The 23,289-nt window shown below is 63.4% G+C and carries 25 protein-coding genes; 17 read left to right on the top strand and 8 right to left on the bottom strand.

The window, feature by feature from the left end:
• Window positions 1–3: 3 nt before the first annotated feature.
• From IEV82_RS00195 to IEV82_RS00170, 6 genes are all read left to right on the top strand, one after another.
• Complete coding sequence (locus IEV82_RS00195) at window positions 4–885, top strand: bile acid:sodium symporter family protein (protein ID WP_188479933.1); 882 nt, start codon at window positions 4–6, stop codon at window positions 883–885.
• A gap of 111 nt (window positions 886–996) precedes the next feature.
• A complete protein-coding gene (gene rpmI, locus IEV82_RS00190; RefSeq protein WP_188479932.1) occupies window positions 997–1,197 on the top strand; it encodes a 50S ribosomal protein L35 in 201 nt (66 codons plus the stop codon).
• 12 nt (window positions 1,198–1,209) lie between these two features.
• The gene (rplT, locus tag IEV82_RS00185) at window positions 1,210–1,575 is read left to right on the top strand and encodes a 50S ribosomal protein L20 (RefSeq protein ID WP_085628114.1); all 366 of its coding nucleotides are present in this window, start codon (window positions 1,210–1,212) and stop codon (window positions 1,573–1,575) included.
• Between the two features lie 171 nt (window positions 1,576–1,746).
• Entirely contained in the window at window positions 1,747–3,546 is a 1,800-nt protein-coding gene (locus tag IEV82_RS00180; RefSeq protein ID WP_188479931.1) for an NAD(P)/FAD-dependent oxidoreductase, read from the top strand.
• Window positions 3,547–3,643: 97 nt separating this feature from the next.
• Window positions 3,644–4,621: a serine hydrolase domain-containing protein gene (locus tag IEV82_RS00175; RefSeq protein ID WP_188479930.1), complete on the top strand. Its 978-nt coding sequence runs from the start codon at window positions 3,644–3,646 to the stop codon at window positions 4,619–4,621.
• 70 nt (window positions 4,622–4,691) lie between these two features.
• Window positions 4,692–6,176 carry a fused MFS/spermidine synthase gene (locus tag IEV82_RS00170; RefSeq protein ID WP_188479929.1) on the top strand — a complete coding sequence of 495 codons (1,485 nt, stop codon included), beginning with the start codon at window positions 4,692–4,694 and terminating at the stop codon, window positions 6,174–6,176.
• A 57-nt stretch (window positions 6,177–6,233) separates the two neighbouring features.
• Here the strand turns inward: IEV82_RS00170 and ald are convergent, their stop codons facing one another.
• Window positions 6,234–7,355 (bottom strand): alanine dehydrogenase, encoded by a 1,122-nt coding sequence (ald, locus tag IEV82_RS00165; RefSeq protein ID WP_188479928.1) that lies wholly within the window; start codon window positions 7,353–7,355, stop codon window positions 6,234–6,236.
• A gap of 137 nt (window positions 7,356–7,492) precedes the next feature.
• Between ald and IEV82_RS00160 the strand changes: the two genes are divergently transcribed.
• A complete protein-coding gene (locus IEV82_RS00160; RefSeq protein WP_188479927.1) occupies window positions 7,493–7,951 on the top strand; it encodes an Lrp/AsnC family transcriptional regulator in 459 nt (152 codons plus the stop codon).
• 149 nt (window positions 7,952–8,100) lie between these two features.
• Window positions 8,101–8,535 (top strand): FKBP-type peptidyl-prolyl cis-trans isomerase, encoded by a 435-nt coding sequence (locus tag IEV82_RS00155; RefSeq protein WP_188479926.1) that lies wholly within the window; start codon window positions 8,101–8,103, stop codon window positions 8,533–8,535.
• Between the two features lie 69 nt (window positions 8,536–8,604).
• Here the strand turns inward: IEV82_RS00155 and metG are convergent, their stop codons facing one another.
• From metG to IEV82_RS00140, 3 genes are all read right to left on the bottom strand, one after another.
• On the bottom strand, window positions 8,605–10,323 hold the full coding sequence (gene metG / locus IEV82_RS00150) for a methionine--tRNA ligase (protein WP_188479925.1): 1,719 nt from the start codon (window positions 10,321–10,323) through the stop codon (window positions 8,605–8,607).
• 71 nt (window positions 10,324–10,394) lie between these two features.
• On the bottom strand, window positions 10,395–11,615 hold the full coding sequence (locus tag IEV82_RS00145) for an MFS transporter (protein ID WP_188480764.1): 1,221 nt from the start codon (window positions 11,613–11,615) through the stop codon (window positions 10,395–10,397).
• A 40-nt stretch (window positions 11,616–11,655) separates the two neighbouring features.
• Window positions 11,656–12,369 carry an ImuA family protein gene (locus IEV82_RS00140; RefSeq protein ID WP_188479924.1) on the bottom strand — a complete coding sequence of 238 codons (714 nt, stop codon included), beginning with the start codon at window positions 12,367–12,369 and terminating at the stop codon, window positions 11,656–11,658.
• A gap of 88 nt (window positions 12,370–12,457) precedes the next feature.
• Here IEV82_RS00140 and modA point away from each other — a divergent pair, with 88 nt between their 5' ends.
• The 4 genes from modA to IEV82_RS00120 are packed head-to-tail and all read left to right on the top strand — an operon-like array spanning window position 12,458 to window position 16,145.
• Window positions 12,458–13,273 carry a molybdate ABC transporter substrate-binding protein gene (modA, locus tag IEV82_RS00135; protein ID WP_229747620.1) on the top strand — a complete coding sequence of 272 codons (816 nt, stop codon included), beginning with the start codon at window positions 12,458–12,460 and terminating at the stop codon, window positions 13,271–13,273.
• Complete coding sequence (gene modB / locus IEV82_RS00130; protein ID WP_188479922.1) at window positions 13,270–13,968, top strand: molybdate ABC transporter permease subunit; 699 nt, start codon at window positions 13,270–13,272, stop codon at window positions 13,966–13,968. The genes modA and modB overlap by 4 nt, the downstream gene beginning before the upstream one ends.
• The gene (gene modC / locus IEV82_RS00125) at window positions 13,965–15,062 is read left to right on the top strand and encodes a molybdenum ABC transporter ATP-binding protein (RefSeq protein WP_188479921.1); all 1,098 of its coding nucleotides are present in this window, start codon (window positions 13,965–13,967) and stop codon (window positions 15,060–15,062) included. The genes modB and modC overlap by 4 nt, the downstream gene beginning before the upstream one ends.
• Before the next feature lie 39 nt (window positions 15,063–15,101).
• On the top strand, window positions 15,102–16,145 hold the full coding sequence (locus IEV82_RS00120; protein WP_188479920.1) for an aldo/keto reductase: 1,044 nt from the start codon (window positions 15,102–15,104) through the stop codon (window positions 16,143–16,145).
• Between the two features lie 30 nt (window positions 16,146–16,175).
• On the opposite strand, the gene IEV82_RS00115 is transcribed toward IEV82_RS00120, so the two are convergent.
• Together IEV82_RS00115 and IEV82_RS00110 are read right to left on the bottom strand one after the other, a co-directional pair.
• Window positions 16,176–17,453: an MFS transporter gene (locus IEV82_RS00115; protein WP_188479919.1), complete on the bottom strand. Its 1,278-nt coding sequence runs from the start codon at window positions 17,451–17,453 to the stop codon at window positions 16,176–16,178.
• Between the two features lie 158 nt (window positions 17,454–17,611).
• A complete protein-coding gene (locus IEV82_RS00110; protein WP_373285149.1) occupies window positions 17,612–18,460 on the bottom strand; it encodes a helix-turn-helix domain-containing protein in 849 nt (282 codons plus the stop codon).
• A 121-nt stretch (window positions 18,461–18,581) separates the two neighbouring features.
• On the opposite strand from IEV82_RS00110, the gene IEV82_RS00105 reads away from it, so the two are divergent.
• Both IEV82_RS00105 and IEV82_RS00100 read left to right on the top strand, forming a co-directional pair.
• Entirely contained in the window at window positions 18,582–19,514 is a 933-nt protein-coding gene (locus IEV82_RS00105) for a fatty acid desaturase (protein WP_229747619.1), read from the top strand.
• A 19-nt stretch (window positions 19,515–19,533) separates the two neighbouring features.
• Window positions 19,534–20,436 carry a DMT family transporter gene (locus IEV82_RS00100; protein ID WP_188479917.1) on the top strand — a complete coding sequence of 301 codons (903 nt, stop codon included), beginning with the start codon at window positions 19,534–19,536 and terminating at the stop codon, window positions 20,434–20,436.
• Window positions 20,437–20,440: 4 nt separating this feature from the next.
• Here IEV82_RS00100 and IEV82_RS00095 read toward each other — a convergent pair whose 3' ends face one another.
• A complete protein-coding gene (locus IEV82_RS00095) occupies window positions 20,441–21,130 on the bottom strand; it encodes an NUDIX hydrolase (RefSeq protein ID WP_188480762.1) in 690 nt (229 codons plus the stop codon).
• 42 nt (window positions 21,131–21,172) lie between these two features.
• Window positions 21,173–21,568, bottom strand: a complete 396-nt coding sequence (locus IEV82_RS00090) for a DUF983 domain-containing protein (RefSeq protein ID WP_188479916.1) — start codon at window positions 21,566–21,568, stop codon at window positions 21,173–21,175.
• 233 nt (window positions 21,569–21,801) lie between these two features.
• Between IEV82_RS00090 and IEV82_RS00085 the strand changes: the two genes are divergently transcribed.
• The 3 genes from IEV82_RS00085 to IEV82_RS00075 all read left to right on the top strand — a co-directional run bounded on the left by IEV82_RS00085 (window position 21,802) and on the right by IEV82_RS00075 (window position 23,289).
• On the top strand, window positions 21,802–22,293 hold the full coding sequence (locus IEV82_RS00085) for an EF-hand domain-containing protein (RefSeq protein WP_188479915.1): 492 nt from the start codon (window positions 21,802–21,804) through the stop codon (window positions 22,291–22,293).
• Between the two features lie 80 nt (window positions 22,294–22,373).
• Window positions 22,374–22,973 carry a sigma-70 family RNA polymerase sigma factor gene (locus IEV82_RS00080; protein ID WP_188479914.1) on the top strand — a complete coding sequence of 200 codons (600 nt, stop codon included), beginning with the start codon at window positions 22,374–22,376 and terminating at the stop codon, window positions 22,971–22,973.
• Window positions 22,948–23,289 carry a hypothetical protein gene (locus IEV82_RS00075; RefSeq protein WP_188479913.1) on the top strand — a complete coding sequence of 114 codons (342 nt, stop codon included), beginning with the start codon at window positions 22,948–22,950 and terminating at the stop codon, window positions 23,287–23,289. Before IEV82_RS00080 ends, IEV82_RS00075 begins: the two co-directional genes overlap by 26 nt.

Genomic DNA, 23,289 nt, shown 5'->3' with positions numbered 1-23,289 from the left:
GGCATGGTCGGAGCATTCGAACAGGCGCTGCTGGCGCTGATGATCTTTGTGATCATGCTCGGGATGGGCGCATCGCTCACGCCGCGCGATTTCTATCTTGCGCTGCGGCGCCCCTACGGATTGGCCATCGGGGTGATCTCGCAATACGGGTTCATGCCGCTGATCGGCTTCCTGCTGGCGACATTTCTTGTCGTGCCGGAAACCATCGCACTGGGTATCCTCATCATGGCCTGCATGCCGGGCGGGACCACGTCGAACATCTTTACCTATTTTTCCAAGGGCAATCTCGCGCTGTCGGTGCTGATGACAGTGACCTCCACGGTGATCGGTGTGGTGATGATCCCGCTGGTGCTGGTGCTCTATGCCTCGGCGCTGAACCTCGAGATCCCGCGAGAGAACATCATCGTCACGCTGGTCCTGCTGCTGGTTCCGGTGGCCATCGGCATGGTGCTGCGCAAGCTCAGTGCGAATGTGGGCGCGGTGACCGAGTTCTTCGGATCGGCGCTGGCGCTGTTCTTCATCCTGTTTCTGATGGTCAGCTGGATTCCCCGCAACTGGCAATTCCTGCTGGAAACCACATCCGCGACCTACGTGGCCTCCATCGGGCTGGGCGTGTTCGGGATCACCATCGGATACCTGTTCGCCCGCGCGCTTCGGCTGCATCCGCGCAATGCGCGCACCGTGGCGCTTGAGACCGGCATCCAGAACGGGCCATTGGCCATCGCGATCATCGTCTTCACCTTTCAGGGGGCAGAGGCACAGGCGATCATGGCGGTGCCCGTACTTTATTCGCTGTTCATCGTGATCGTGTCGACCTGCGTGACCCTGATCTTCCGTCGGGCCAACACCGCAGCCGAACAGAAAATCCCAGACAGCCTGTTGTGAAACGGTTGCAAAGCCTTCGAACCCCGCCTATACGGCGCGCTCTACCCCGTGCGGCCGGTCGTATTGGCATACCGAGTCGCGCGTAAACCGACCCAATGACAGGAGACGGAAATGCCGAAGATGAAGACGAAGTCGAGCTGCAAAAAGCGGTTCAAGGTGACGGCCACGGGCCGCATCAAGGCGGGACAGGCCGGCAAACGCCACGGCATGATCAAGCGTACCAAGAAATTCATCCGCGACGCGCGCGGAACCACCGTGTTGTCGAAGGCTGATGAACAGATCATCAAGCCGATGATGCCCTACGCGCGCTGAGGAGGATCAGACATGTCCCGAGTAAAAGGCGGAACCACCACACACGCCCGTCACAAGAAGGTCATCAAGGCCGCCAAAGGTTACTATGGCCGCCGCAAGAACACCTTCAAGGTTGCACGTCAGGCCGTCGACAAGGCCAACCAGTACGCCACACGCGACCGCAAGAACCGCAAGCGCAATTTCCGCGCGCTGTGGATCCAGCGGATCAACGCGGCTGTGCGTCTGCATGACGAAGCGCTGACATATTCCCGCTTCATCAACGGCCTGAACCTGGCCGGGATCGAAGTGGACCGCAAGGTGCTGGCCGATCTGGCCGTGCACGAGCCCGAAGCGTTCAACGCGATCGTTGATCAAGCCAAGGGCGCGCTGGCCGCGTAAGCGACCCAGAGTTTCAAATTCAGAAAGCCCCGCTGGTTCAGCGGGGCTTTTTTTGTTGCGGGACCAGACACCCGAAACCACCGATCCCGCAACACGACCAAAGTTTCCCTAGCGTCAAAGGGTCGCTGTTGGCAGTCTCAGATCAGAACGGCAAAAATCTGGGAGGAATTTATGCTCGATTCATCACTGTCCGACACGATGCAGGCCTTTCTTGACGATTTCGGAAAGGCGCTTGAGGACTGCGACATTGCACGCGCCCGCGAGATGTTCGTGGATGATTGTTATTGGCGCGACCTTGTCACCTTCACCTGGAATCTCAAGACCGTCGAAGGCAAGGATCAGGTCGAGGACATGCTGAAACATCAGCTGGTCACGACCAAACCGCACAACTGGGCCATCGCCGAGGGCGAGGTGGTGACCGAGGATGGCGGCATCACAACGGCCTGGATCACGTTCGAGACCGAAGTGGCACGCGGCTATGGCCTGATCCGGCTTCGTGACGGCAAGATCTGGACGCTGCTGACCACGATGGTCGAACTCAAGGGCTTCGAGGAACCCAAGGGTTTTGATCGACCGCTTGGCGCCAAGCATGGCGCGGGAAAGAACCGTGAAACATGGGCAGAAGAACGGGACCGTGAGGCGGCTGAACTCGGCTACACGACCCAGCCCTACACCCTGATCATCGGCGGTGGCCAAGGCGGGATCGCACTGGGCGCTCGGCTGCGGCAACTGGGCGTGCCGACCATCATCATCGAACGGAACGACCGGCCCGGCGACAGCTGGCGCAAGCGCTACAAGTCGCTCTGCCTGCATGACCCGGTCTGGTACGACCATCTGCCCTATATCAAGTTTCCCGAGAACTGGCCCGTCTTTGCCCCGAAGGACAAGATCGGTGACTGGCTGGAAATGTACACCAAGGTGATGGAGCTGAATTATTGGACCCGCACCACCGCCAAATCCGCCACCTATGACGAGGCCAAACAGGAATGGACCGTCGTGGTCGATCGCGATGGAGAGGACGTCATCCTGCGGCCCAAGCAATTGGTGATGGCCACCGGCATGTCCGGCAAGGCGCGCATTCCCGATTTCCCCGGCATGGACACGTTCAAGGGCGACATGCATCATTCCTCGCAGCATCCCGGCCCGGATCGCTACAAGGGCAAGAAATGCGTCGTCGTCGGCTCCAACAATTCGGCCCACGACATCTGTGCGGCGCTTTGGGAACACGATGCCGATGTGACGATGGTGCAGCGGTCCTCGACCCATATCGTGCGCTCGGACACGCTTATGGAGATCGGTCTGGGCGATTTGTACTCTGAACGCGCGTTGAATGCCGGTGTGACCACCGAAAAGGCTGATCTCATCTTTGCCTCGCTGCCCTACGCGATCCTGCACGAATTCCAGATCCCGGCCTATGCCGCGATGAAGGAGCAGGACAAGGAGTTCTACGAGGGACTGGAAAAAGCAGGTTTCTGGCTGGATTGGGGGGATGACGAGTCCGGTCTGTTCCTGAAATACCTGCGGCGTGGGTCGGGCTATTACATCGACGTGGGCGCAAGCCAGCTTATCATCGATGGCGAGATCAAGCTCAAGCGTGGTCAGGTTGAGGAGATCGTCGCGGACGGGGTGATCCTCGATACCGGAGAAAAGCTTGAGGCCGATCTGATCGTCTTTGCCACCGGCTACAATTCGATGAACGGCTGGGTTGCCGACCTCATGGGCCAAGAGATGGCCGACAAGGTGGGCAAGGTCTGGGGTCTTGGGTCGGACACCACCAAGGATCCCGGTCCGTGGGAAGGTGAACAGCGCAATATGTGGAAGCCGACGCAGCAGGACAACCTGTGGTTCCACGGCGGCAACCTGCACCAGTCGCGCCACTATTCCCAGTTCCTCGCGCTGCAGATCAAGGCCCGGATGGAGGGTGTACCGACCCCGGTCTATGCGCTGCAAGAGGTGCATCACCTGTCCTGAGCCATGCGACGGGGCCGGCAATCCTGCCTGCCCCATTGCACGCAGTCGTGATCCCCGCGCTGTGGACATGGAAGGCGCGGGGTTTACACCGAAATCCATGATGAACCGACGGACATTCCTCGCTGGCACCGCTGCAACCCTCGGCGCGCCCTACATTGCCCACGCGCAGACAGATGACCTCCGCAGCGCGATCGACGCCTTGCCGCAATTGCATTCGATCCAGATCAGCCGAGGTGCGGATCCTGTTCTGGCCGAAGCCCCGCGCGGTCCGGGGCTGGAGAGGCTGGCCAATATCAAGTCCTGCTCCAAGAGCCTTGTCGCGCTGCTTCTTGGTGCGGCCATCGACCGGGGCGAGGTGCCCTCGGTGCAGGCATCATTGTCCGAGATTGCGCCGGGCATCCTGCCCTCCAACGCGACCCAAGGCGCGGGCGACATCACGCTGCAAGACCTCGTCACCCTGCGCGCCGGGCTGGAGCGCACGTCGGGCGCCAATTACGGCGCGTGGGTCAATTCCCGGAACTGGCTTGCCGATGCGCTGTCGCGACCGATGGTGGCCGATCCCGGCGGGCAGATGCTCTATTCCACCGGATCGACGCATATCCTTGGCGCTGCCCTGACCGAAGCGACCGGCAAGAGCCTGCTGGAACAGGCGCGCGAACGGCTGGGCGGACCCTTGGGGATCGAGATCCCGCCATGGACCCGCGATCCGCAGGGGTATTACATGGGCGGCAACAACATGGCGCTGCGTCCGACCGCCATGCTGAAGATCGCCAAGCTGATGCGCGATGGCGGGCAGTATGACGGTGAACAGATCATCCCGCAAAGTTGGGTCGCGGCGTCGACCGTGGCCTATGCACGCTCGCCGTGGTCGGGGCTGTCCTATGGCTATGGCTGGTTCCTGTCGCCCTCGGGCTACACGCTGGCGCGCGGCTATGGTGGGCAGGTCATCGCGGCCCATGCGGAGCGCAATCTGGCCGTTGCGATCACCTCCGACCCGAACCAGCCAGCAAGGTCCGGCGGATATTTCGGCGCGTTGATGCAACTGCTGGATGGACCCGTGCTGGCTTTGGCCTGACACCGACACCACTTGCCAACGACCGCATGGCACGCAACAAGAGCCGAACGCTCAAGTTGCGAGTAATTTTATGCCCCTGCCGCCCCTCTGGCTGCTTGTCGCCCTTCAGGCCACCGTTTCGGCGGCCTCCATGGTGGTCGAGATTGTAGCAGGCCGTATGCTCGCGCCTTACGTGGGCATGTCGCTCTATACATGGACCTCGGTGATCGCAGTGGTTCTGGCTGGATTTTCCGCCGGCCACTGGTGGGGTGGGCGTCTGGCCGACCGTCCCGGCATCAACCCTATGGTCGCGACAGGCTGGGCGCTGGTTGCGGCGGCTGTGACCACGGCGCTTGCAGGGCTGGCCTTGCGGGCCTCCGCCGAACCCGTCCTGACCGCGTTTCCGCAACCGGTCTGGGGAATCACCGGGCTGACGCTGGCCGCGTTTTTCCTGCCCTCGCTGTTTGCGGGCATTCCCGCGCCGCTGCTCACGCAGGTGTCGCTGTCCGGCCCGTCGCGGCAGGGACAGGCGCTGGGCGCGATGTTTGCATCGGGGGCGATCGGGGCCATCTTGGGCACGTTGCTGGCGGGATTCGTCTTTATCTCTTGGCTGGGCAGTCTCTGGACTCTCACAACCGTCACCCTCGTCTATGCTGGCGGGGCTGCGCTGTGCTTTGTGCTGGGCAGAGGGTTGCGCGCGCTGCACGGCGCAACCCTTGTCGGGGCGATGGCGCTTGGGCTGTCCTCGGCGCTGTCCAACGGGCCGTGCACCATCGAGAGCCGCTATTTCTGCCTTCAAACGGTGGACGTGTCCGCCGACCCGTCACATGTGACGCGGGCGATGGTGATCGACCATCTGGTGCACGGGATCTCGGCGCAGGATGCGCCCGACATCATGTTCACCGATCACGCGGCGATGCTCGATGCGCTGACGCGGCTGCGCGCGCCGACGGCTGATCCTGCAACGTTCCATATCGGCGGTGGCAATTATGCCCTGCCGCGTGCCTTTGCCCATCGCGGGTTCACGACAACCACCGTTGCCGAGATCGACCCGGCGGTGACCGAGCTGGCGCAGCGGGACTTCTGGTTCGATCCTGCCGGAGTCCAAATCCTTGATATGGACGCGCGGCGGGCTTTACTCGTGGACCCGCGCCGCTATGACGTGGTGATCGGCGATGCCTTTACCGACACGGCGGTGCCGCAGCATCTTGTGACGGCTGAATTCTTTGAACTGGTCCGCGATCGGCTGACGTCGGAGGGCACTTACCTGATGAACGTCATCGACTATTCCGACCGGATGCAGGCCGTCGGCAGCGTTGTCCTCACGCTGCGCGACATTTTCCCGGTGGTCGAGGTCTGGACAGAGGCGCGCCGTCCCGCGCCGGGCGAACGTGTGGTCATGGTGATCGCGGCTGGCACGTCCGAAACGCCGACTGACAGCTTTTCCGTACCGGCACCGGAACGAACGACTTTTGCAGCACTTGGTGCGGGCTTCGTCGATCAGCTTGCCGCGACGGGTGTGCGCCTGACCGACGATTACGCGCCGATTGATCGCCTGGTCGGACCGCGCGATTGACGCGACCCGACCAGACTCATGCCAGCGCCCTCGCCGGAGAGGCGCTGGATGTCTGTGTTACGCAGCCTTGAGCAGCTTTTCGGGTGCGGTCACGTCCATGCCAAGCGCCTGACCCACGGCGACATAGGTCAGTTGACCGGCATGCACGTTCAGACCGGCCAGAAGATGCGGATCGTCGGTGCAGGCCTGACGCCAGCCCTTGTCGGCCAGTGCCAGCATGAACGGCATCGTGGCGTTGCCCAATGCGATGGTCGAGGTGCGCGCCACGGCACCGGGCATGTTGGCAACGCAGTAATGCAGGATGCCGTCCACGTCGTAGATCGGGTTCTCATGCGTGGTGGCGTGGGATGTCTCGAAACACCCGCCCTGATCAATGGCCACATCCACAAGCACCGAACCCGGCTTCATCGTCGCCAGATCGGCGCGGCTGACCAGCTTGGGCGCTGCGGCACCGGGGATGAGCACGGCACCGACCACCATGTCGGCGGAGGTGATCATCTCGGCGATATTGGCCTGGCTTGCATAGCGGGTGCGGAAGGTGCTGCCGAACACGTCGTCCAGATAGCGCATCCGGGGCAGGGACCGATCCAGCACGGTCACGTCCGCGCCCATGCCTGCGGCCACACGAGCCGCATGTGTGCCAACAACGCCGCCGCCGATCACGACGACCTGTGCCGGGCCGACACCCGGAACACCGCCCATCAGCACGCCGCGGCCGCCATTGGCCTTTTGCAGCGTCCACGCGCCCATCTGCGGGGCCAGCTTGCCAGCCACTTCGGACATCGGCGCCAGCAGGGGCAGGCCACCATTGCGGTCGGTCACGGTTTCATAGGCGATGGCGGTACAGCCCGAGGCAAGCAGGTCGCGCGTCTGTTCGGGGTCCGGCGCGAGGTGCAGGTAGGTGAACAGAAGCTGGCCTTCGCGCAGCATCTTGCGTTCTTTCGCCTGCGGTTCCTTGACCTTGACGATCATGTCGGCGCTGGCGAACACCTCGTCGGCGGTGCCGATGATCTGCGCACCTGCGGCGGTGTAGGCCGCGTCGTCAAAACCTGCGCCAACCCCCGCACCTGTCTGGATCAGAACGGTATGGCCATGGGCAACGGCTTCCTGTGCCGCGCTCGGAGTGATGCCGACGCGGAATTCCTGGGGTTTGATCTCTGTGGGGCATCCGATTTTCATGACTGTCTCCTCCGACTGTGTCTGGCGACAGGATGCGCCTTTCCAGACGCAATTCCGTATGGAACTTTGGCGGCAGACAGGCCATCCTGCGAAGATGCTTCGAAAAAACTGACTGAAATCGGAAGAAAGTGAGCGTCATGTCCCTTGATGACACGGATCGGCGGATTCTGCGGGTGCTGCAGCGCAAGGGCCGTATCTCGAATGCCGAACTGGCGGAGTCGATTCACCTGTCCGCATCGGCCTGCCATCGTCGCGTGCAGCGGCTGGAGGCCGACGGCTATATCCGCGAATACGTGGCCCTGCTCAATGCCCGCAAGCTGGGCATGCCCACAACCGTCTTCGTCGAGATCAAGCTGAGCAGCCAGGCCGACGACCTGCTCGAGGCGTTCGAAAAGGCGGTGTCGCGGGTGCCCGATGTTCTGGAATGTCACCTGATGGCCGGAACCGCCGACTACATTCTCAAGATCGTGGCCGAAGACACCGAGGATTTCGCCCGAATCCACCGTCAATACCTCACGCGGTTGCCCGGAGTGGCGCAGATGCAAAGCTCATTTGCGCTGCGCACGGTGTTCAAGACCACCGCGCTGCCGGTCTAGCCCTGCAGATACGTGCAACGCTGCTGAAACACGCTCCTGCATAGGTGGTTTGTGTCTTTGGCCATGTCTTGCTAAACTCCTTCAATACGCCGGAGCACCCGCGAGAGACGCGGCCTCCCACACTCATCCCCCCGACATACGGAGTAGTCATGACCCAGGTAAAAACGGGCGATACCGTTTCGATTCATTACACAGGAACCCTGACGGACGGTTCGACATTCGACAGCTCGACCGGACGCGATCCGCTGGAGTTCACTGTTGGCGCAGGCCAGATCATCCCCGGTCTGGATCAGGCGATCCCCGGCATGGCCGTGGGCGACACGAAAACCGTCACCGTGCCCGCCGATCAGGCTTACGGCCAACGCGATCCCAATGCACAGCAAGCCGTGCCGCGCACCGAGATCCCGGCAGATATCCCGCTCGAGCCGGGCACACAGCTTCAGATGCAGACGCCGACCGGACAGGTTGTTCCGGTCATGGTCGCGGACGTGTCCGAGACCGAAGTGACGCTGGATGCAAACCATCCGCTGGCCGGTCAGGACCTGACCTTCGACGTCGAACTGGTCGACATCAAGGCTGCTTGAGGCACGCGTGCGAGGGGTTCTGCCCCTCGCGCGTCCCAAGGTATTTGCGGATCAAGGACTCGGCAGGCGTCAGGTCCGGACACCTGAAAACTGCTCTTGCCATCCCGCGCGCTCCTCGTCGCTGATCTTGCGGAACGTAACTTCGGGCACAAGGAACGCATGACCAACCGGCAGCGCGGTGATCGCCGAGGCCACATCTGCAGGCCAGGTCGCCTCTTCGTCCTTCATCGCGGTCAAAAGCTGCGCCGATGCGTCCGGAATGAACGGGCTCGAGATGACCGCATAGAAGCGGATGAGGTTCAACGCGATGCGGATCTGCATCGCTGCCGCGTCCGGGTCTTCCTTGAATGTGGTCCAGGGCGCGACATCCTGAAGGTATTCGTTGCCCAGAACCCACAGCCCGCGCAGGGCTGCGGCGGATTTGCGGACCTCGATGGCGTTCATATGCGCTTCGTACTCGCGCAGTCCCTTTTCCAGATCGGCGATCAGCCTGGTCTCGCGGTCCCCGGGCGTGCCGTTCGCGGGCACCTCTTCACTGAACTTGGACCGGCAGAACTTGGTCACACGGCTGGCGAAATTGCCCAGCACATCGGCCAGGTCCTTGTTCACCGAGCCTTGGAAATTCTCCCAGGTGAACTCGCTGTCCGAGCTTTCGGGCGCATGGCTCAGCAACCACCAGCGCCAGTAATCGGCGGGCAGGATGGCCAGTGCCTGATCCATGAACACTCCGCGCCCCTGAGAGGTGCTGAACTGGCCGCCATCGTAGTTCAGGTAGTTGAACGACTTGATGTAATCCACGAGCTTCCAGTCCTCGCCCGACCCGAGGATCGTCGCCGGAAAGCTGAGCGTGTGGAACGGCACGTTGTCCTTGCCCATGAACTGGGTGTAGCGCACATCATCCGCGCCCCGGTCGGTGCGCCACCAGCGTTCCCAATCGGCATCGGTCTTGCCATGCGCCTCGGCCCATTCGCCCGCGCAGGCGATGTATTCGATGGGCGCGTCGAACCAGACATAAAAGACCTTGCCCTCCATGCCGGGCCAGTCTTCCTCGCCCTTCTTGACCGGGATGCCCCAGTCCAGATCACGGGTGATGCCCCGGTCCTGCAAGCCGTCGCCATCGTTCAGCCATTTCTTGGCAATGGAGGTCGTCAGGATCGGCCAATCGGTCTTGCTGTCGATCCAGTCCTGCAACTTGCCGCGCATGTCGGATTGGCGCAGATACAGATGTTTTGTCTCGCGCACCTCCAGGTCGGTTGATCCGGAAATGGCTGAACGCGGGTCGATCAGGTCGGTGGGGTCCAGCTGTTTGGTGCAGTTCTCGCACTGGTCGCCGCGCGCCTTGTCGTAGCCGCAATTGGGGCAGGTGCCCTCGATGTAGCGGTCGGGCAGGAACCGTTTGTCGGCATGGGAATACACCTGCTTTTCGCTGACTTCGCGGATCAGGCCCGCATCGGCCAGACGCCCCGCAAGATGCTGGGTCAGCTTGTGGTTCTGCGGGCTGGAGGACCGCCCGAAATGGTCAAAGGACAGGCGGAATCCCTTGGCGATCTCGGACTGAACCGCGTGCATGTCCTTGCAATACTCGGCCACCGGCTTCCCTGCCTTGGCCGCAGCGAGTTCGGCGGGCGTGCCGTGTTCATCGGTGGCGCACAGAAACATCACCTCGTTGCCGCGCGCGCGCTGATAGCGTGCGTAAAGGTCGGCGGGCAACTGGCTGCCCACGAGGTTTCCAAGATGCTTGATCCCGTTGATATAGGGGATCGCCGACGTGATCAGATGCCGTGCCATAATTCATGCGCCCGCGTGTTTGTCAGAAGTCTGCGCCGCTTTAACGGATCGCAGGCGCACATGCCAGAGGATCAGTCCTTGTCGCGGCTGGGTCGCATCAGGCGCCCGATCAGGAACGATGTGCGCGGCGCATAGACATAGGGTGTCTTGGCCTGGCTCGGGCGAGCGCGCATGCGGATCAGCCCGAAGACCACCAGCACCGCATGTCCGACAGCGATCATTGCGAAAAGCGCCGGAGGACCGTAAAGCCCCATCAGCACCGATGCGAGATAGGGTGCCGCGATCGCACCGCAGGCGAACCAGAACATGAGCGCCGCCGACAGCTCGACCCGTTCGCTGGACGTGGCGAAATCATGCGCATGTGCGGCGGCGACGGAATAGATCGGGAAGGTGGTCAATCCAAAGACCATCGCGGTGAGGAACACGCCCGATGTGGGCAGATCGGTCAGTGTTGCCGTCATGACACAGGATCCGATGGCAGCGACCGACAGCCAGATCAGCACCCAGCGCCGGTCATACTTGTCGGCGAGCCAGCCCACCGGATATTGCGCCAGTGCGCCCCCGGCGACGAAGGCCGCCATGAAAAGCGCGATCTGGTCCAGAGCCAGCCCGACACCCTGCCCGTAGACCGGTCCGACCATGCGAAAGGACGCGGACGAGATCGCGGCGACGATCACGCCAGCGACAGCCAGCGGGGATTTCGAGACCGCCAGCATCGGGCGCAGCCGCGGCGCATCCGGCGTTTCAGGCTGGGGCCGCGTGGTTAGGGCCATGGGCAGCAGCGCCGCACAGCACAGGATGGCCAGCAGGTTGTAGCTCACATAGGCGGCAGGGGTCAGCACGCCGATCAGCAGCTGCGCGATCAGCGATGCCCCCATGTCGGCGATGCGGTAAAGCCCCATCGCCCGGCCACGTGTCTCATTGGTCACTTCGGCCTGCAGCCAGGCTTCGATCACGGTGTAGCAGCCCGCGATGCAGACGCCTGTTGCAACCCGCATGAGCGCCCAGGCCGTGGGATCGGGCAGCATCATGTGGCCGATCAGCCCCATTGCGCCCAACACGGTGAAGGCGGAAAAGGCGCGCGCATGGCCGACCGTGCCCATCAGGCGGGGTGCCCACCAGCAGCCGATGAAGAATCCGACGAAATGCGCCGAGCCGAGCAGGCCGATTTCGGCGGTCGTGAAGCCGAGCGTGATGCCGGAAATGGCATCGAGCGGTCCGACGCCCCCCGAGGAGAGTTGCAACAAGGCAACAGACAGGAAGAGGGCAGCAAAGGACAGAGGCAGACGCATGAGTGTCATCGATAACGCATCACGAGGGCGTCGGTCGATTCTATTCGACCATCTGTGTCGTTTCTTTGGACCCAGCTAAGGGTTTTCGCGGAATGTCACGCGAGGCCTGAGAAATTTCGCACGAAATTTCTTGGGGCGTGCTGCCTTGAGGTGTGGGGCAGGGGGCCAGACCGTCACCGCTTCGCGTCATCAGCCAGTCGCGCGGCGGGGCCATGCGGGCGCGCAGGCGGCTCAGGGTCCAGTGGCCCGGCCCGTTGTGATGCGCAGGATCCAGTGACCAGCGGGTCTCGATCCCCGGCGCGCCCCCCTGGCCCGGCGTCAGCAGCAGGGCAAGCGGGCGGCAGACCCCGATCCCGCTGCCCGCCTCGGCGGCCAGATGCAGGCGGCGGATCGGCACCATCGCCGGGGGGGCTTGCAGATCGGCGATCACCACGGGGGCGTGACCGTCGCGCAGCGCCTCTTCCATCGCCCACAGCAGCATGTCGCGCTTGGGTGGCGTGACAAACAGGACATGGCCGGGGGAGATCTGGTCCGCGATGGCCTCGGGGGAGATGAATTCAGAGGCACCCTGTTGTGCGATCCAGACCACCGGTCCCCCCAGTTTTGCGGCGATCGACACGGCAAGCGTATGGCGCGCCTGTCCGCAGAGTTCGTGCACACGGCCCAGCCGCAGCGCGATTTCCGGATCGCCCAGCGTGATCTGCGGTGCGGGGCGGTGGGGGCGTCGGGACAGGAGGGCGGCGGCATTATGCATGCCACATACTTGCATGTTCACATTTTGTTCTCAAGAGATTCGTCCCACTTGGCGCGGGAGCCCTTGCCTCGGATCGGCGCAGTTGTTCTTGTGGCGCAAGGACAAGACCAAGGACAAGGATCTGCCCGTCGTGACCCCGATACTGCGCACTGCGCTGGCGCTGATCTGCCTCGCGCTTCCGGCAAAAGCCGCCGATCTGACCGTGTTTGCTGCCGCGTCCCTGGGCGATGCGATGGGCGAGCTTGCAACGGTCTGGGAAGGGGAAACAGGGCAGGCCGTGACGCTTGTCCTGGCGGGCAGTTCGACGCTGGCCCGCCAGATCGACGCCGGCGCGCCAGCTGACGTGTTTGTCTCCGCGAACGAGACGTGGATGGATTGGCTGGCCGAGCGTGACCGTCTTCAAGCGGAAAGCCGCGTCGACATCGCCTCCAACCGGCTGGTGCTCGTGGCGCATGATCCGGGCGCTGCCTCGCAGACCGAGGTGACGGCGCAGACCGACATCCTGGCGGCCCTTGGTCCGACGGGCAGGCTGGCCATTGCCCTTCCCGAAGCGGTGCCCGCCGGCATCTACGCCAAGGCGGCGCTGACCGATCTCGGGCTGTGGAACGCGCTGAGCACACGCCTCGCCCCCACCGACAACGTGCGCGCCGCGCTTGCCCTCGTGGCTCTGGGCGAAGCACCTCTGGGGGCCGTCTATGCCACAGATGCTCTGGCCGAACCCCGCGTTGTGGTTGCGGGTGTTTTCTCAGCCCAAAGCCATCCGCCGATCCGCTATCCGGCTGCCGTGGTGACGGATGCGGCTGACCCGGCCGCTGCGGGCGATTTCGTGACCTGGCTGTCCGGGAACACGGCGCAGGAGGTTCTGGGCCGCTACGGGTTCCTGCGCGCCGGACCTGCTCAATGACGACATGGCTCGGGCCGGAGGAATGGCAGGCGGTCGCCTTGTCGCTCAAGGTGTCGTTCTGGGCGACGCTGCTCAGCCTGCCCTTCGGCCTGCTCTGTGCGCACGCCTTGGCGCGGTGGCGGTTTCTTGGCCGGGATGTGCTGAACTGGCTCGTGCATCTGCCCCTCGTGCTGCCACCGGTGGTGACGGGCTATCTGCTGCTGCTGGGGTTCGGGCGCCAAGGCCCCATCGGGTCGGTGCTTGATGACCTGTTCGGTATCACCCTCGCGTTCCAGTGGACGGGTGCGGCGCTCGCGGCGGCTATCATGGCGTTTCCCCTGATGGTTCGGGCGATCCGGCTGGCGATCGAAGCGGTCGATCCGAAACTGGAAGAGGCGGCTGCCACCCTGGGTGCCAGCCGGATCAAGGTGTTCGTCACTGTAACCTTGCCGCTGATCGTGCCGGGGATCATCGCAGGTGCCGTTCTGGCCTTTGCCAAGGCAATGGGCGAATTTGGCGCGACCATCACCTTCGTGTCCAATATCCCTGGCGAAACCCGCACCGTGCCGTCTGCGATCTATGCCTTTCTGCAGGTGCCGGGGGGCGAGACCGGGGCGATGCGCCTTGTGATGGTCTCGGTGGCCATCGCCATCGGCGCGCTGATCCTGTCGGAATTCCTGTCCCGCCGGGTGGCACAGCGGATCTCGGGATCATGAGCCTGACGGTCGACATTCGGCGGGATCTGGGCGGCTTTGATCTGCACACGACGTTCGACGCGCCCGAGGGGGTGACCGTGCTCTTCGGCCGGTCGGGCAGCGGCAAGACCTCGGTGGTCAAATCCATCGCGGGTCTTCTGACGCCGCAACAGGGACGCATCGCGCTAGACGGGCGGGTGCTGTTCGACACCGCTGCGCGGATCGACGTGCCGGTGCACAAGCGGCGGTTGGGATACGTGTTCCAGGACAGCCGTCTGTTTCCGCATCTGACGGTGCGCGACAATCTTTGTTATGCCGCACGCGTCAGCGGTCGCGGGTCGCGGGACCCGAAGGAGGTCGCCGCGCTTCTGGGAATCTCGCATCTGCTGGACCGCCGCACCCATGCGCTGTCCGGAGGTGAGGCGCAACGCGTGGCGATTGGCCGGGCGCTTTTGTCGGAACCCGACATGCTGTTGATGGACGAGCCTCTGGCGTCGCTCGACGGGCCGCGCAAGGCCGAGATCCTGCCCTATCTCGAAACCCTGCGGCGCGAGACCGGGCTGTCGATCCTTTACGTGACCCACAACATGGCCGAGGTGGCACGGCTGGCCACGCATATCGTGCTGATCGACGAGGGGCGTGTCGTGCGGTCGGGCGCTCCCGACGAGGTGCTGACCGATCCCGACATGGTCCGGATGCTGGGCATTCGCGACGCGGGCGCGGTGCTGTCTGCAACGGTCGCGGCGCATCACCCCGATGGGCTGAGCGCCTTGTCGATCTCTGCCGGGCAGCTTTTGCTGCCAGCCGTGGAGGCCCCGGTGGGGGCCAAGCTGCGGGTGCGCATCCTTGCGCAGGACGTGATCCTTGCCCGCACGCGTCCCGAAGATCTTTCGGCGCTCAACATCCTGCCGGTGAGGGTGCTGGCGGTGCGGCGCGGCGAAGGGCCGGGGGTGGTCGTGCAGCTGCAGGCCGGTCAGGACCGTCTTTTGGCGCGCATCACGCGCCGCAGCGCCGACCGGCTGGACATCGTCGATGGGGCCGAATGTTACGCGGTGATGAAATCAGTCGCCGTGTCGCAGACGGACATCGCTGTGGGCTTGCAGACCGGGCTTTAGCCGTTAGGTTGCGCGCGACCGACCGCAAAGGAACGCGCGATGAAGATGAACCGACTGGGCAGGACAGATCTCGTGGTGTCCGAACTGTGCCTCGGCACAATGACCTATGGCAACCAGACGCAAGAGGCGGATGCCCATGCCCAGATGGACATGGCGCTGGATGCCGGGATCAATTTCCTCGATGCGGCCGAGATGTATCCGGTGAACCCGGTGTCCAGGGAAACCATCGGGCTGACCGAGGAGATCCTTGGCAACTGGTTCGCCAAGACCGGTCGCCGCAACGACTGGATCGTCGCCACCAAGCATTCCGGCGAAGGCATGGAGCATGTCCGTGACGGTGCGCCGATCTCGAGCGCGTCGGTGCCCGAAGCTGTCGAAGGATCGCTGAAGCGGCTCAAGACCGATCATATCGACCTGTACCAATTGCACTGGCCCAATCGCGGTTCCTACATGTTCCGCAAGAACTGGACGTTTGATCCGACCTCGCAGGACCGGACCGAGACGCTGCAGAACATGGCCGATGTGCTGGGCGCGCTGGGCCGCGAGATCGAGAAGGGCCGCATTCGCCATATCGGCCTGTCGAACGAAAGCGCCTGGGGCACGATGATGTGGCTTCAGGTGGCGCAGGCGATGGCGGGCCCGCGCATGGAAAGCATCCAGAACGAATATTCTCTGATGTGCCGCATGGCCGACACCGATCTGGCCGAGGTGATGGTGCATGAAGACGTGTCGCTCTTGCCGTTCTCGCCGCTCGCGGCGGGGTTGCTGACCGGCAAGTACCAGAACGGCGCGGTGCCCGACGGGTCGCGCATGGCGATCAACGGCAATCTCGGTGGCCGCAAGACCGACCGCGCCTTCGCGGCAGTCGATGCCTATGCAAAGGTCGCTCAGGAGGCGGGTCTTGATCTGGCGCTGATGGCGCTGGCCTGGTCGGCGCAGCGCCCCTTCGTCGCCTCGTCGATCTTTGGGGCCACCAGCGCCGATCAACTCGCGCATCTGCTCAAGGCTGAAGACATGACCCTGAGCGCCGATGTGCTCAAGGCGCTGGACGAGACGCACAAGCAGCATCCGATGCCGTATTGATCCGCTCCGTCTGACCAAACCAAGAGGCGTTCAGGTCGAACTGCGCGCCTCTTGCGCGCCAATCGGCGGGGCAATCGCGGTGACAGGTTCGGGGATTGGCGCAGGTCGGCTCCCGGTCTTGCCAAGCCGCATGGGCAGGGTTTGCGACAGCGCCCAGGCCCCCAGCAAGGCGGTTCCGCCCGCCGCGAAGATGCCTGCAAGCGGCGCCACGAGCAACACCAGCCACGCCACACCGGGCGTCATGATGCCCGACACGTCTCGGAAACTGGAATAGACGGCGGACATCTCGGTCCGTTCCGACGGTTTGACCGCCAGCAGAAACGGCAACCCCGCCGACACATCCAGCAGGATGAGAAAGAACGACCCCGTCATCATGCACAGAACAGCGATCCACGGCAGCCCTGACAGGATCGCGGCGGTGGTGAACAGCAGGCCGGCCAGCAGGAACCCGGTGCGCACCGCGCGGCGGATCGAATGGCGCTGCATCCAGCGCAGCATGAACGGCGTCACGAACAGGGCCGCGTTGGAGATCGACAGCGCGATCCCGCCCAGTTGATCGCCCAGTCCGGACTGGATCGCAAAGATCGGCAGGTAGACGACATAGACCCACCAGCCACAGGACCGGATCACCGCGAAAAGCCACCCCGCGACCAGACGCGGCTGCGCAAAGAACCGGGGCAGGAACCCCAGAGGGTTTGTCGGTGCCGCACGGCTCTTGGTGATCAGCTTGCCGTTGCCCAGACGCATCGCGAGGAACATCAGCAACATGGTCAGCGACGCGGTCGCCGCCACGAGAAATGGCGCAGGTTCCCACCATTTCAGCAGCGTGACCCCAAGCACCGGGCCGATGGTCCAGCCAGCCGCGCTGTAGAACATGCGCGAGGTCTCGCAGCGGCCCAGTTCGATCTTGGCGATGTAATCGAGAACATAGGCGTTGAAGCAGACAAAGGTGGTGACCGTGGCAATCGAAATCAGCAGCAGCCCGATGATCGTGGCGGGTGCCGATCCGTCTATCGCCAGCAGAGATCCCGCGACGAAACAGGACGCACCGGCCATGTAGACCCAGCGCCGGGGCACGAAGCGGGCAAGGAACGGGACCAGCAGACCGGTCAAAAGCGACATGACCCCGATCATGAAATAGACCTGCGACACCAGCGCGGCGTCCTGAAGCGCGCGGTACATCTGCAACGGGAATACGGAGATCAGGATGCCACGGGCCACCGCCTCGGCGGCAGCCAGCATGGCAAAGCCCCGCACGCTGGGTGCAGGTGCGTGGCGGAGCCACTCGGGAATGCGTCTTTCGTGCATGTCGGGCCTTCAGTGCAGTACCTCCAGCCATACGCCCGTCGGCGCATGATGCATTGCCGTCTGCGACCCGATGTCGTTTTCTTGAAACATGATCGAAGGCGTCCGCCCGCGCCGCGCTGTCGGCTGGGGCCGGATGACCCGGCAAAGACCACAGCTGATCACGGCAGCGACTTGCGCAGCTCGGACAGGTGATCGGGAAAGGACCGCGCGGTGATCTGCGCCTGCCGTACAAGATTGTCGAAATGGTTCGAGAACGCCCGCACACGCTGCGTGTCGCGGAAGGCAAGGTAGTTGCTGCCAATATAGATCACCGCGAGGAACGGTCCGAACACCGTGATCGGCGCCGAATAGATTTGACGGGCGTCATAGAGGTACAGGCGCATCCTTGGATACAGCGCTTTGGTCAGGTCAAGCAGGTGGTCGATTTGCTGCTTGCGGATCTCGATCGGAAGATCGGCATAATAGCCGGAGCCATCGACAAAGCTCTGCATCTCGTAGAGCGGCATCGCGATTTCGTAATCCGACGCCGACTGTCGCATCCACGCAAGCCGCTTGGCGGACGCGGTGATCGCCTGTGCTGTGGTTCGGCCCAGATGAGGGCCGTATTCCCATCTCAGCACCTCGTTGGTCTTGAGCATGTCCGGCAGTGCGGTAGGCACATAGCGGATCTTGTACCCCTCGGCTTCCCGGTGCCAGTCAAAGATCTGCTGATCGGCCAGCGTGCGCGGCGCGTTTGTCAGCGTGAGGGCATTGGCCAGCAGGTCTGCGGCGTTTTCCGGATGTTCGGCAAGCCCCAGAAGCCAATCCGCCGACACGCCCAACGCGCTGGCGCAGGCCCCGACCACCTGTGCATTGGGCAGCCGCGCCGCGTCATCCCGCAAAAGTTGCGAGATCGTCGAGCGGTCGACCCCGGTGCGCCGGGCCAGTTCGCTCTGGTTTGTGCCGACCCGCCGGATTGCGATCAGAAGCCGCGTTCGGAACAGATCGGCGCGTTGCAGTTTGTCCATGGATGTAAACAACCGTTTGGTGATTATAATCACAGTTTAAGACAATTGTGCACTGTTCCCAGAATTCCACAAGTCTTGCCATGCTTCTACTGTGACCTCCGGGAACTTAAGGGGTCAGACTATGACAGACATGCCTTTGCCGAGATCGGCAGAGCTGAGACGCGTGGCCGAATGGCCGACAATCGTCATGTTGGGCGTCACCTACGGGGTGTGGGGCATCGCCACTGTCTGGGTCTCGGACGTGTCCGTTTTTCTGGCGATCCTGCTCTGCGCCTGGACGGCGGCGCAGCATTCCTCGCTGACTCACGAGGCGCTGCACGGGCATCCCAGCCGCAACATGCTGCTCAATGCAGCGCTGGTCTTTCCGCCACTCACGGTGGTGGTGCCGTATCTGCGGTTCCGAGACACGCATTTTGCGCATCACCACGACGAAAGCCTGACCGATCCCTACGACGATCCGGAAACAAACTACCTTGATCCGACGGTCTGGGACCATCTGCCTGCGTGGCGCAAGGCGCTGTACCGGATCAACAACACCCTTGCGGGGCGGTTGATCCTTGGTCCGGCCCTTGGTCAGATCGCGTTCATGGCAACCGACTGGCACCTGATCCGCGCCGGGAACCGCCGGGTTCTGATGGGCTGGCTGCTGCATCTGCCTGCGGTTGCAAGTGTGTTGTGGTGGATGATGGCTGTGGCAAACATGCCGCTCTGGGCGTGGATTGTTTCGGTCTACCTTGCACTTTCCGTGCTCAAGCTGCGCACGTTTCTGGAACATCAAGCGCATGATCGCAGCACAGCGCGCACCGCGATTGTCGAGGATCGTGGCCTTCTGGGATTGTTGTTCCTGAACAACAACCTGCACGTGGTGCACCACCTGCATCCCGGCGTGCCGTGGTACGCGCTCCCGGATCTCTACAGGGCGCGGAAGGCGCAGTACCTGTCGTCCAATCAGGGCTATCGCTATCGCACCTATGCCGAGGTCGCCCGCAAGTACCTGTTCCGCGCCAAGGATCCGGTGCCGCATCCGCTTTACCGGGATGGACACGGCGGCTGACGTGACGCCATAGAGGCGCATGGAGTTCTGGATTTACGCCAGCGTCGCGGCGGCCCTGTTTCAAACCGTGCGGTTCATGCTCCAGAAAATCCTGAGCATGGATGTGCTGAGCACGGCCGGTTCGACCTTCGCCCGCTTTGCCTATGCCGCCCCTGCCGTGCTGCTTGTGACAGCGGTCTATCTGCAGGTTCGGGGCGCACCAATCCCGGCGCTGGATGGCTGGTTCTGGTTCTATGCGTGGCTGGGTGGCCTGTCGCAAATCCTTGCGACGGTCTGCGTCGTCGCGCTGTTCCGACAACGCAATTTCGCCGTTGGCATCACCTTCAAGAAAACCGAAGTGATCCAGACCGCCATCGTCGGCGTTGCGCTGTTCGGGGCAGAGGTGTCATTGGCCGGATGGGGTGCGATCCTGATCGGTCTGGTCGGTGTGTTGCTTTTGTCACGCACTCCGGGGATCGAGCAGGGCTTATGGGCCAGCCTGACCAGCCGGGCCACCGGTCTTGGGCTGACCTCGGGGTTTTTCTTTGCCTTCTCGGGCACCAGCTACCGCGCCGGGTCGCTGCAGATCGACAGTGACGACGCGGTGCTCCGTGCGGCGGTCACGCTGACCTGTGTGACGATATCGCAACTCATCGCGATGGCGCTCTGGTTGCGGTGGTCCGAGCCGGGGCAGATCGGCGCAGTGTGGCGCGCGCGCAAGGTGGCGGTCTGGGTCGGGCTGAGTTCGATGGCGGGATCGCTCTGCTGGTTCACGGCCTTCACCTTGCAGACGGCGGCCTATGTGCAGGCGGTGGGGCAGATCGAGTTGATCTTTTCGCTGATGGCCTCGGTGCTGTTCTTCAAGGAACGGGTGACGGCGCGGGAACTGATCGGAATCGGCTTTCTGGCGCTGTCGATCCTCGCCTTCATCCTCGTGATCTAGTATCCTAGTCGGGCATCGGGCGGCCATAGAGCCGCAGGAACAGGCTTTCCTCGTCATCGTTGCGAAAGAACGGAACAGAGGCCGGAGGGTTCGGATCGGCGGCACGGGCGGCAACCTCGGCCAGCACCACCTCGGTGATGAAGGGCAGATCGAACCCCCGCACCTTGTCCAGCGCGATCCATTGCAGATGCGCCAGCTCGTCCGACGCGGCCGAGAAATCGTCGGGGTCGCTGGCCAGATCGTCTGCGTCGAGCAGAAAGAACCGCGCATCAAAGCGGCGGGGGCGTCCCGGCGGCGTGATTGCGCGGAACACGAATTGCAATGGGGACGCGCTGGGCAGATGTCCCCGTGCCGCAAAGTCGCGCCAGTTCTCCGGCGGTGTGTCCCACGCACCGGGGCGGCCCAGAACCTGTCCGGTTTCCTCCCACAATTCGCGGATGGCTGCCGCGGCCAGCGCCGGTGCGCGGTCGGGCGACACCCCGTCGATCAGGCGGCTGTGGCAAAGCGGTGACAGCGGGTCGGCAAAGGGCACGCCCGCATCCTCGGGGTCCACCGCACCGCCCGGAAAGACGAACTTGTTGGGCATGAAGGCGGCTTTTGCGCCACGTTGCCCCATCAACACACTGGGGCGATGGTTGCGGTCGCGCAACACGATCACGGTTGCGGCGTCACGCAAGGCGGTCTTGTCGATCATTGTTTGTTCGGCCACGCGCGCACCCTTCCTGTGGCGAAAGGGTCAGGATGCGCTATTCGCGAACCCATGCATCTGTCGTGACCACTGAAACGCCACGATCGCCCCTTTCAATCTGGGCAGAAGGTAAAGCGTCAGGGCGACGCAGCCAACCGCGAAGATCGTGAAGAGCACCAGCGGCTCGGGCCGGAAGTTGACGAACACGATATGCAGGAGCGGCGCCATCAGGTGGCCGACGATCAGGATCGTCAGGTAGGCCGGGCCGTCATCGGCCCGGTGGTGATGCAGTTCCTGAAGGCAGACCGGGCAGGTGTCGCGCACCGTGAGGTAGCCGCTCAGCAAGGGGCCGCTGCCGCAGTTCGGGCATTTCCGCCGCCAGCCTTTGCGCAGGGCAGGCCATGTCGGACGCTCGTCCGAGTCGGTCGTGTGTGATGTGGTCATGTTCGCTCTCCTGCAGGCAAAATGGCGACCGCCGATCCGGATGAACAGTCGCCAAACTGTCCTTGCGGCTGGATGTCGCAAATCACGGGCTTGTGAAGCTGGCGCGCAAATTTCTGCGACGGAACCTGACGCGCCACCCGTGGAACGCAGTGGATGCCGGGACAACAGGACATGGTCCCGGTCCATTGGTTGAAAGGCTCCGGCACATTGGCCGGGCATGGAAAGGAAAAGACATGACTTTGAACAAGCAGGTTTCGGCACTGATCATCGCAGCCCTCGCCGCCTCCGGCGTCGCCACCACGGTTGCCGCACAGGACGACACGGGTCGCACGGACCGGCGCGCTCAGATGTTCTTGCAGCTTGACACCAACGGCGATGGTGTTGTCTCGGCAGAAGAATTCGCCAATCCGCCCAGCCGGTTCTCGATCGCGGATGCGAACAAGGATGGTCTGGTCACCGCCGATGAACTTGCTGCCTTGAGCCAGCAGCGCGGCGAACAGCGGATTGCCCGGATGATCGAGCGCATGGATGCGAACGGCGATGGTGCGCTGTCCGAAGAAGAGTTCGCGGCGCGGCAGGGGGGTGGGCGCATGTTCGACCGCCTTGACGCCAACGAGGATGGCGCGATCAGCGAAGAGGAATTTGCGGAAATGCGCCGGGGCGATCACGGCGGCAAGCGCGGCGGCCATTGGAGCGGCAAGCGCGATGGTCACGGCACCCGCTGAGCCTTGAACAAAGCCATGAGCGATATGTGCATCGCTCATGGCACCTGATAGACCGGACCAGACCCAATACGCGCGGTGGAATGACCCAGAGCCAGACCGATCCTGCTGCGGAAGCGGCATTGCTTGAGGCCTATGCCGCCGGGGATACCGACGCGGCGCGCAGCCTTGCGGTGCGCTATACGCCGCTGGTGTTCGCGCATGCCGTGCGGATGCTGAACGACCGGGCCGAGGCCGAGGATGTCGCACAAGAGGCGATGCTGAAGCTGTGGCGGCGGGCTCTGGCTTGGGACGCGGAGGGCGGCGCGTCGGTGCGCACATGGCTTTACCGGGTGACGGCCAATCTCTGCATCGACCGGCTGCGCAAGACACGGCCCGGCGGGATGCCTGACGATCTGGACATTCCCGATGACGGGCCGGGGGCCGAGGCACTGTTGCAGGCCAAGGCGCGCAAACTGGCGCTGGACGAGGCGCTGATGCAATTGCCCGACCGCCAGAGACAGGCGGTGGTGCTGCGCCATATCGAAGGTCTGGGCAATACCGAGATTGCCCAGATCATGGACATTGGGCCTCGTGCGGTGGAAAGTCTGACCGCACGCGGCAAACGGAGCTTGACCGCGCTACTGAGCGGTCAGCGCACAGGCTTGGGGTATACAGATGACACAGTCGAAACCTCCCTTTGACGACCCGCTCGAGGCGGCTTTTGCCGAAGCGCGTCGGATGCCGCCACCGGTGCCGGACGGCTTGCTGGCACGGGTGATCGCGGATGCCGGTGCGGAACGGCCCCGATCCGCCCGCCAGCCTCTCTGGCGGCAGATCTTCGGCACGCTGGGTGGGTGGCCCGCGATGGCGGGTCTTGCCATGACGGCCTGTGTCGGCATCTGGGCGGGGGGCGCGCTGACCGATGATCTGATGCTTGCGCTGACGCCGCTGGATGCCGCCACGCTCGACATCGGAACCGGTCTGGGCGCGTTCGATCTGCTCTTGGTGGATGGCTGA

This window comes from Marivita lacus (assembly GCF_014637725.1).
GTDB lineage: Bacteria > Pseudomonadota > Alphaproteobacteria > Rhodobacterales > Rhodobacteraceae > Marivita > Marivita lacus.
The sequence above is the reverse complement of the archived record's forward strand: the minus strand, read 5'-3'. Positions and strand labels throughout refer to the sequence as shown.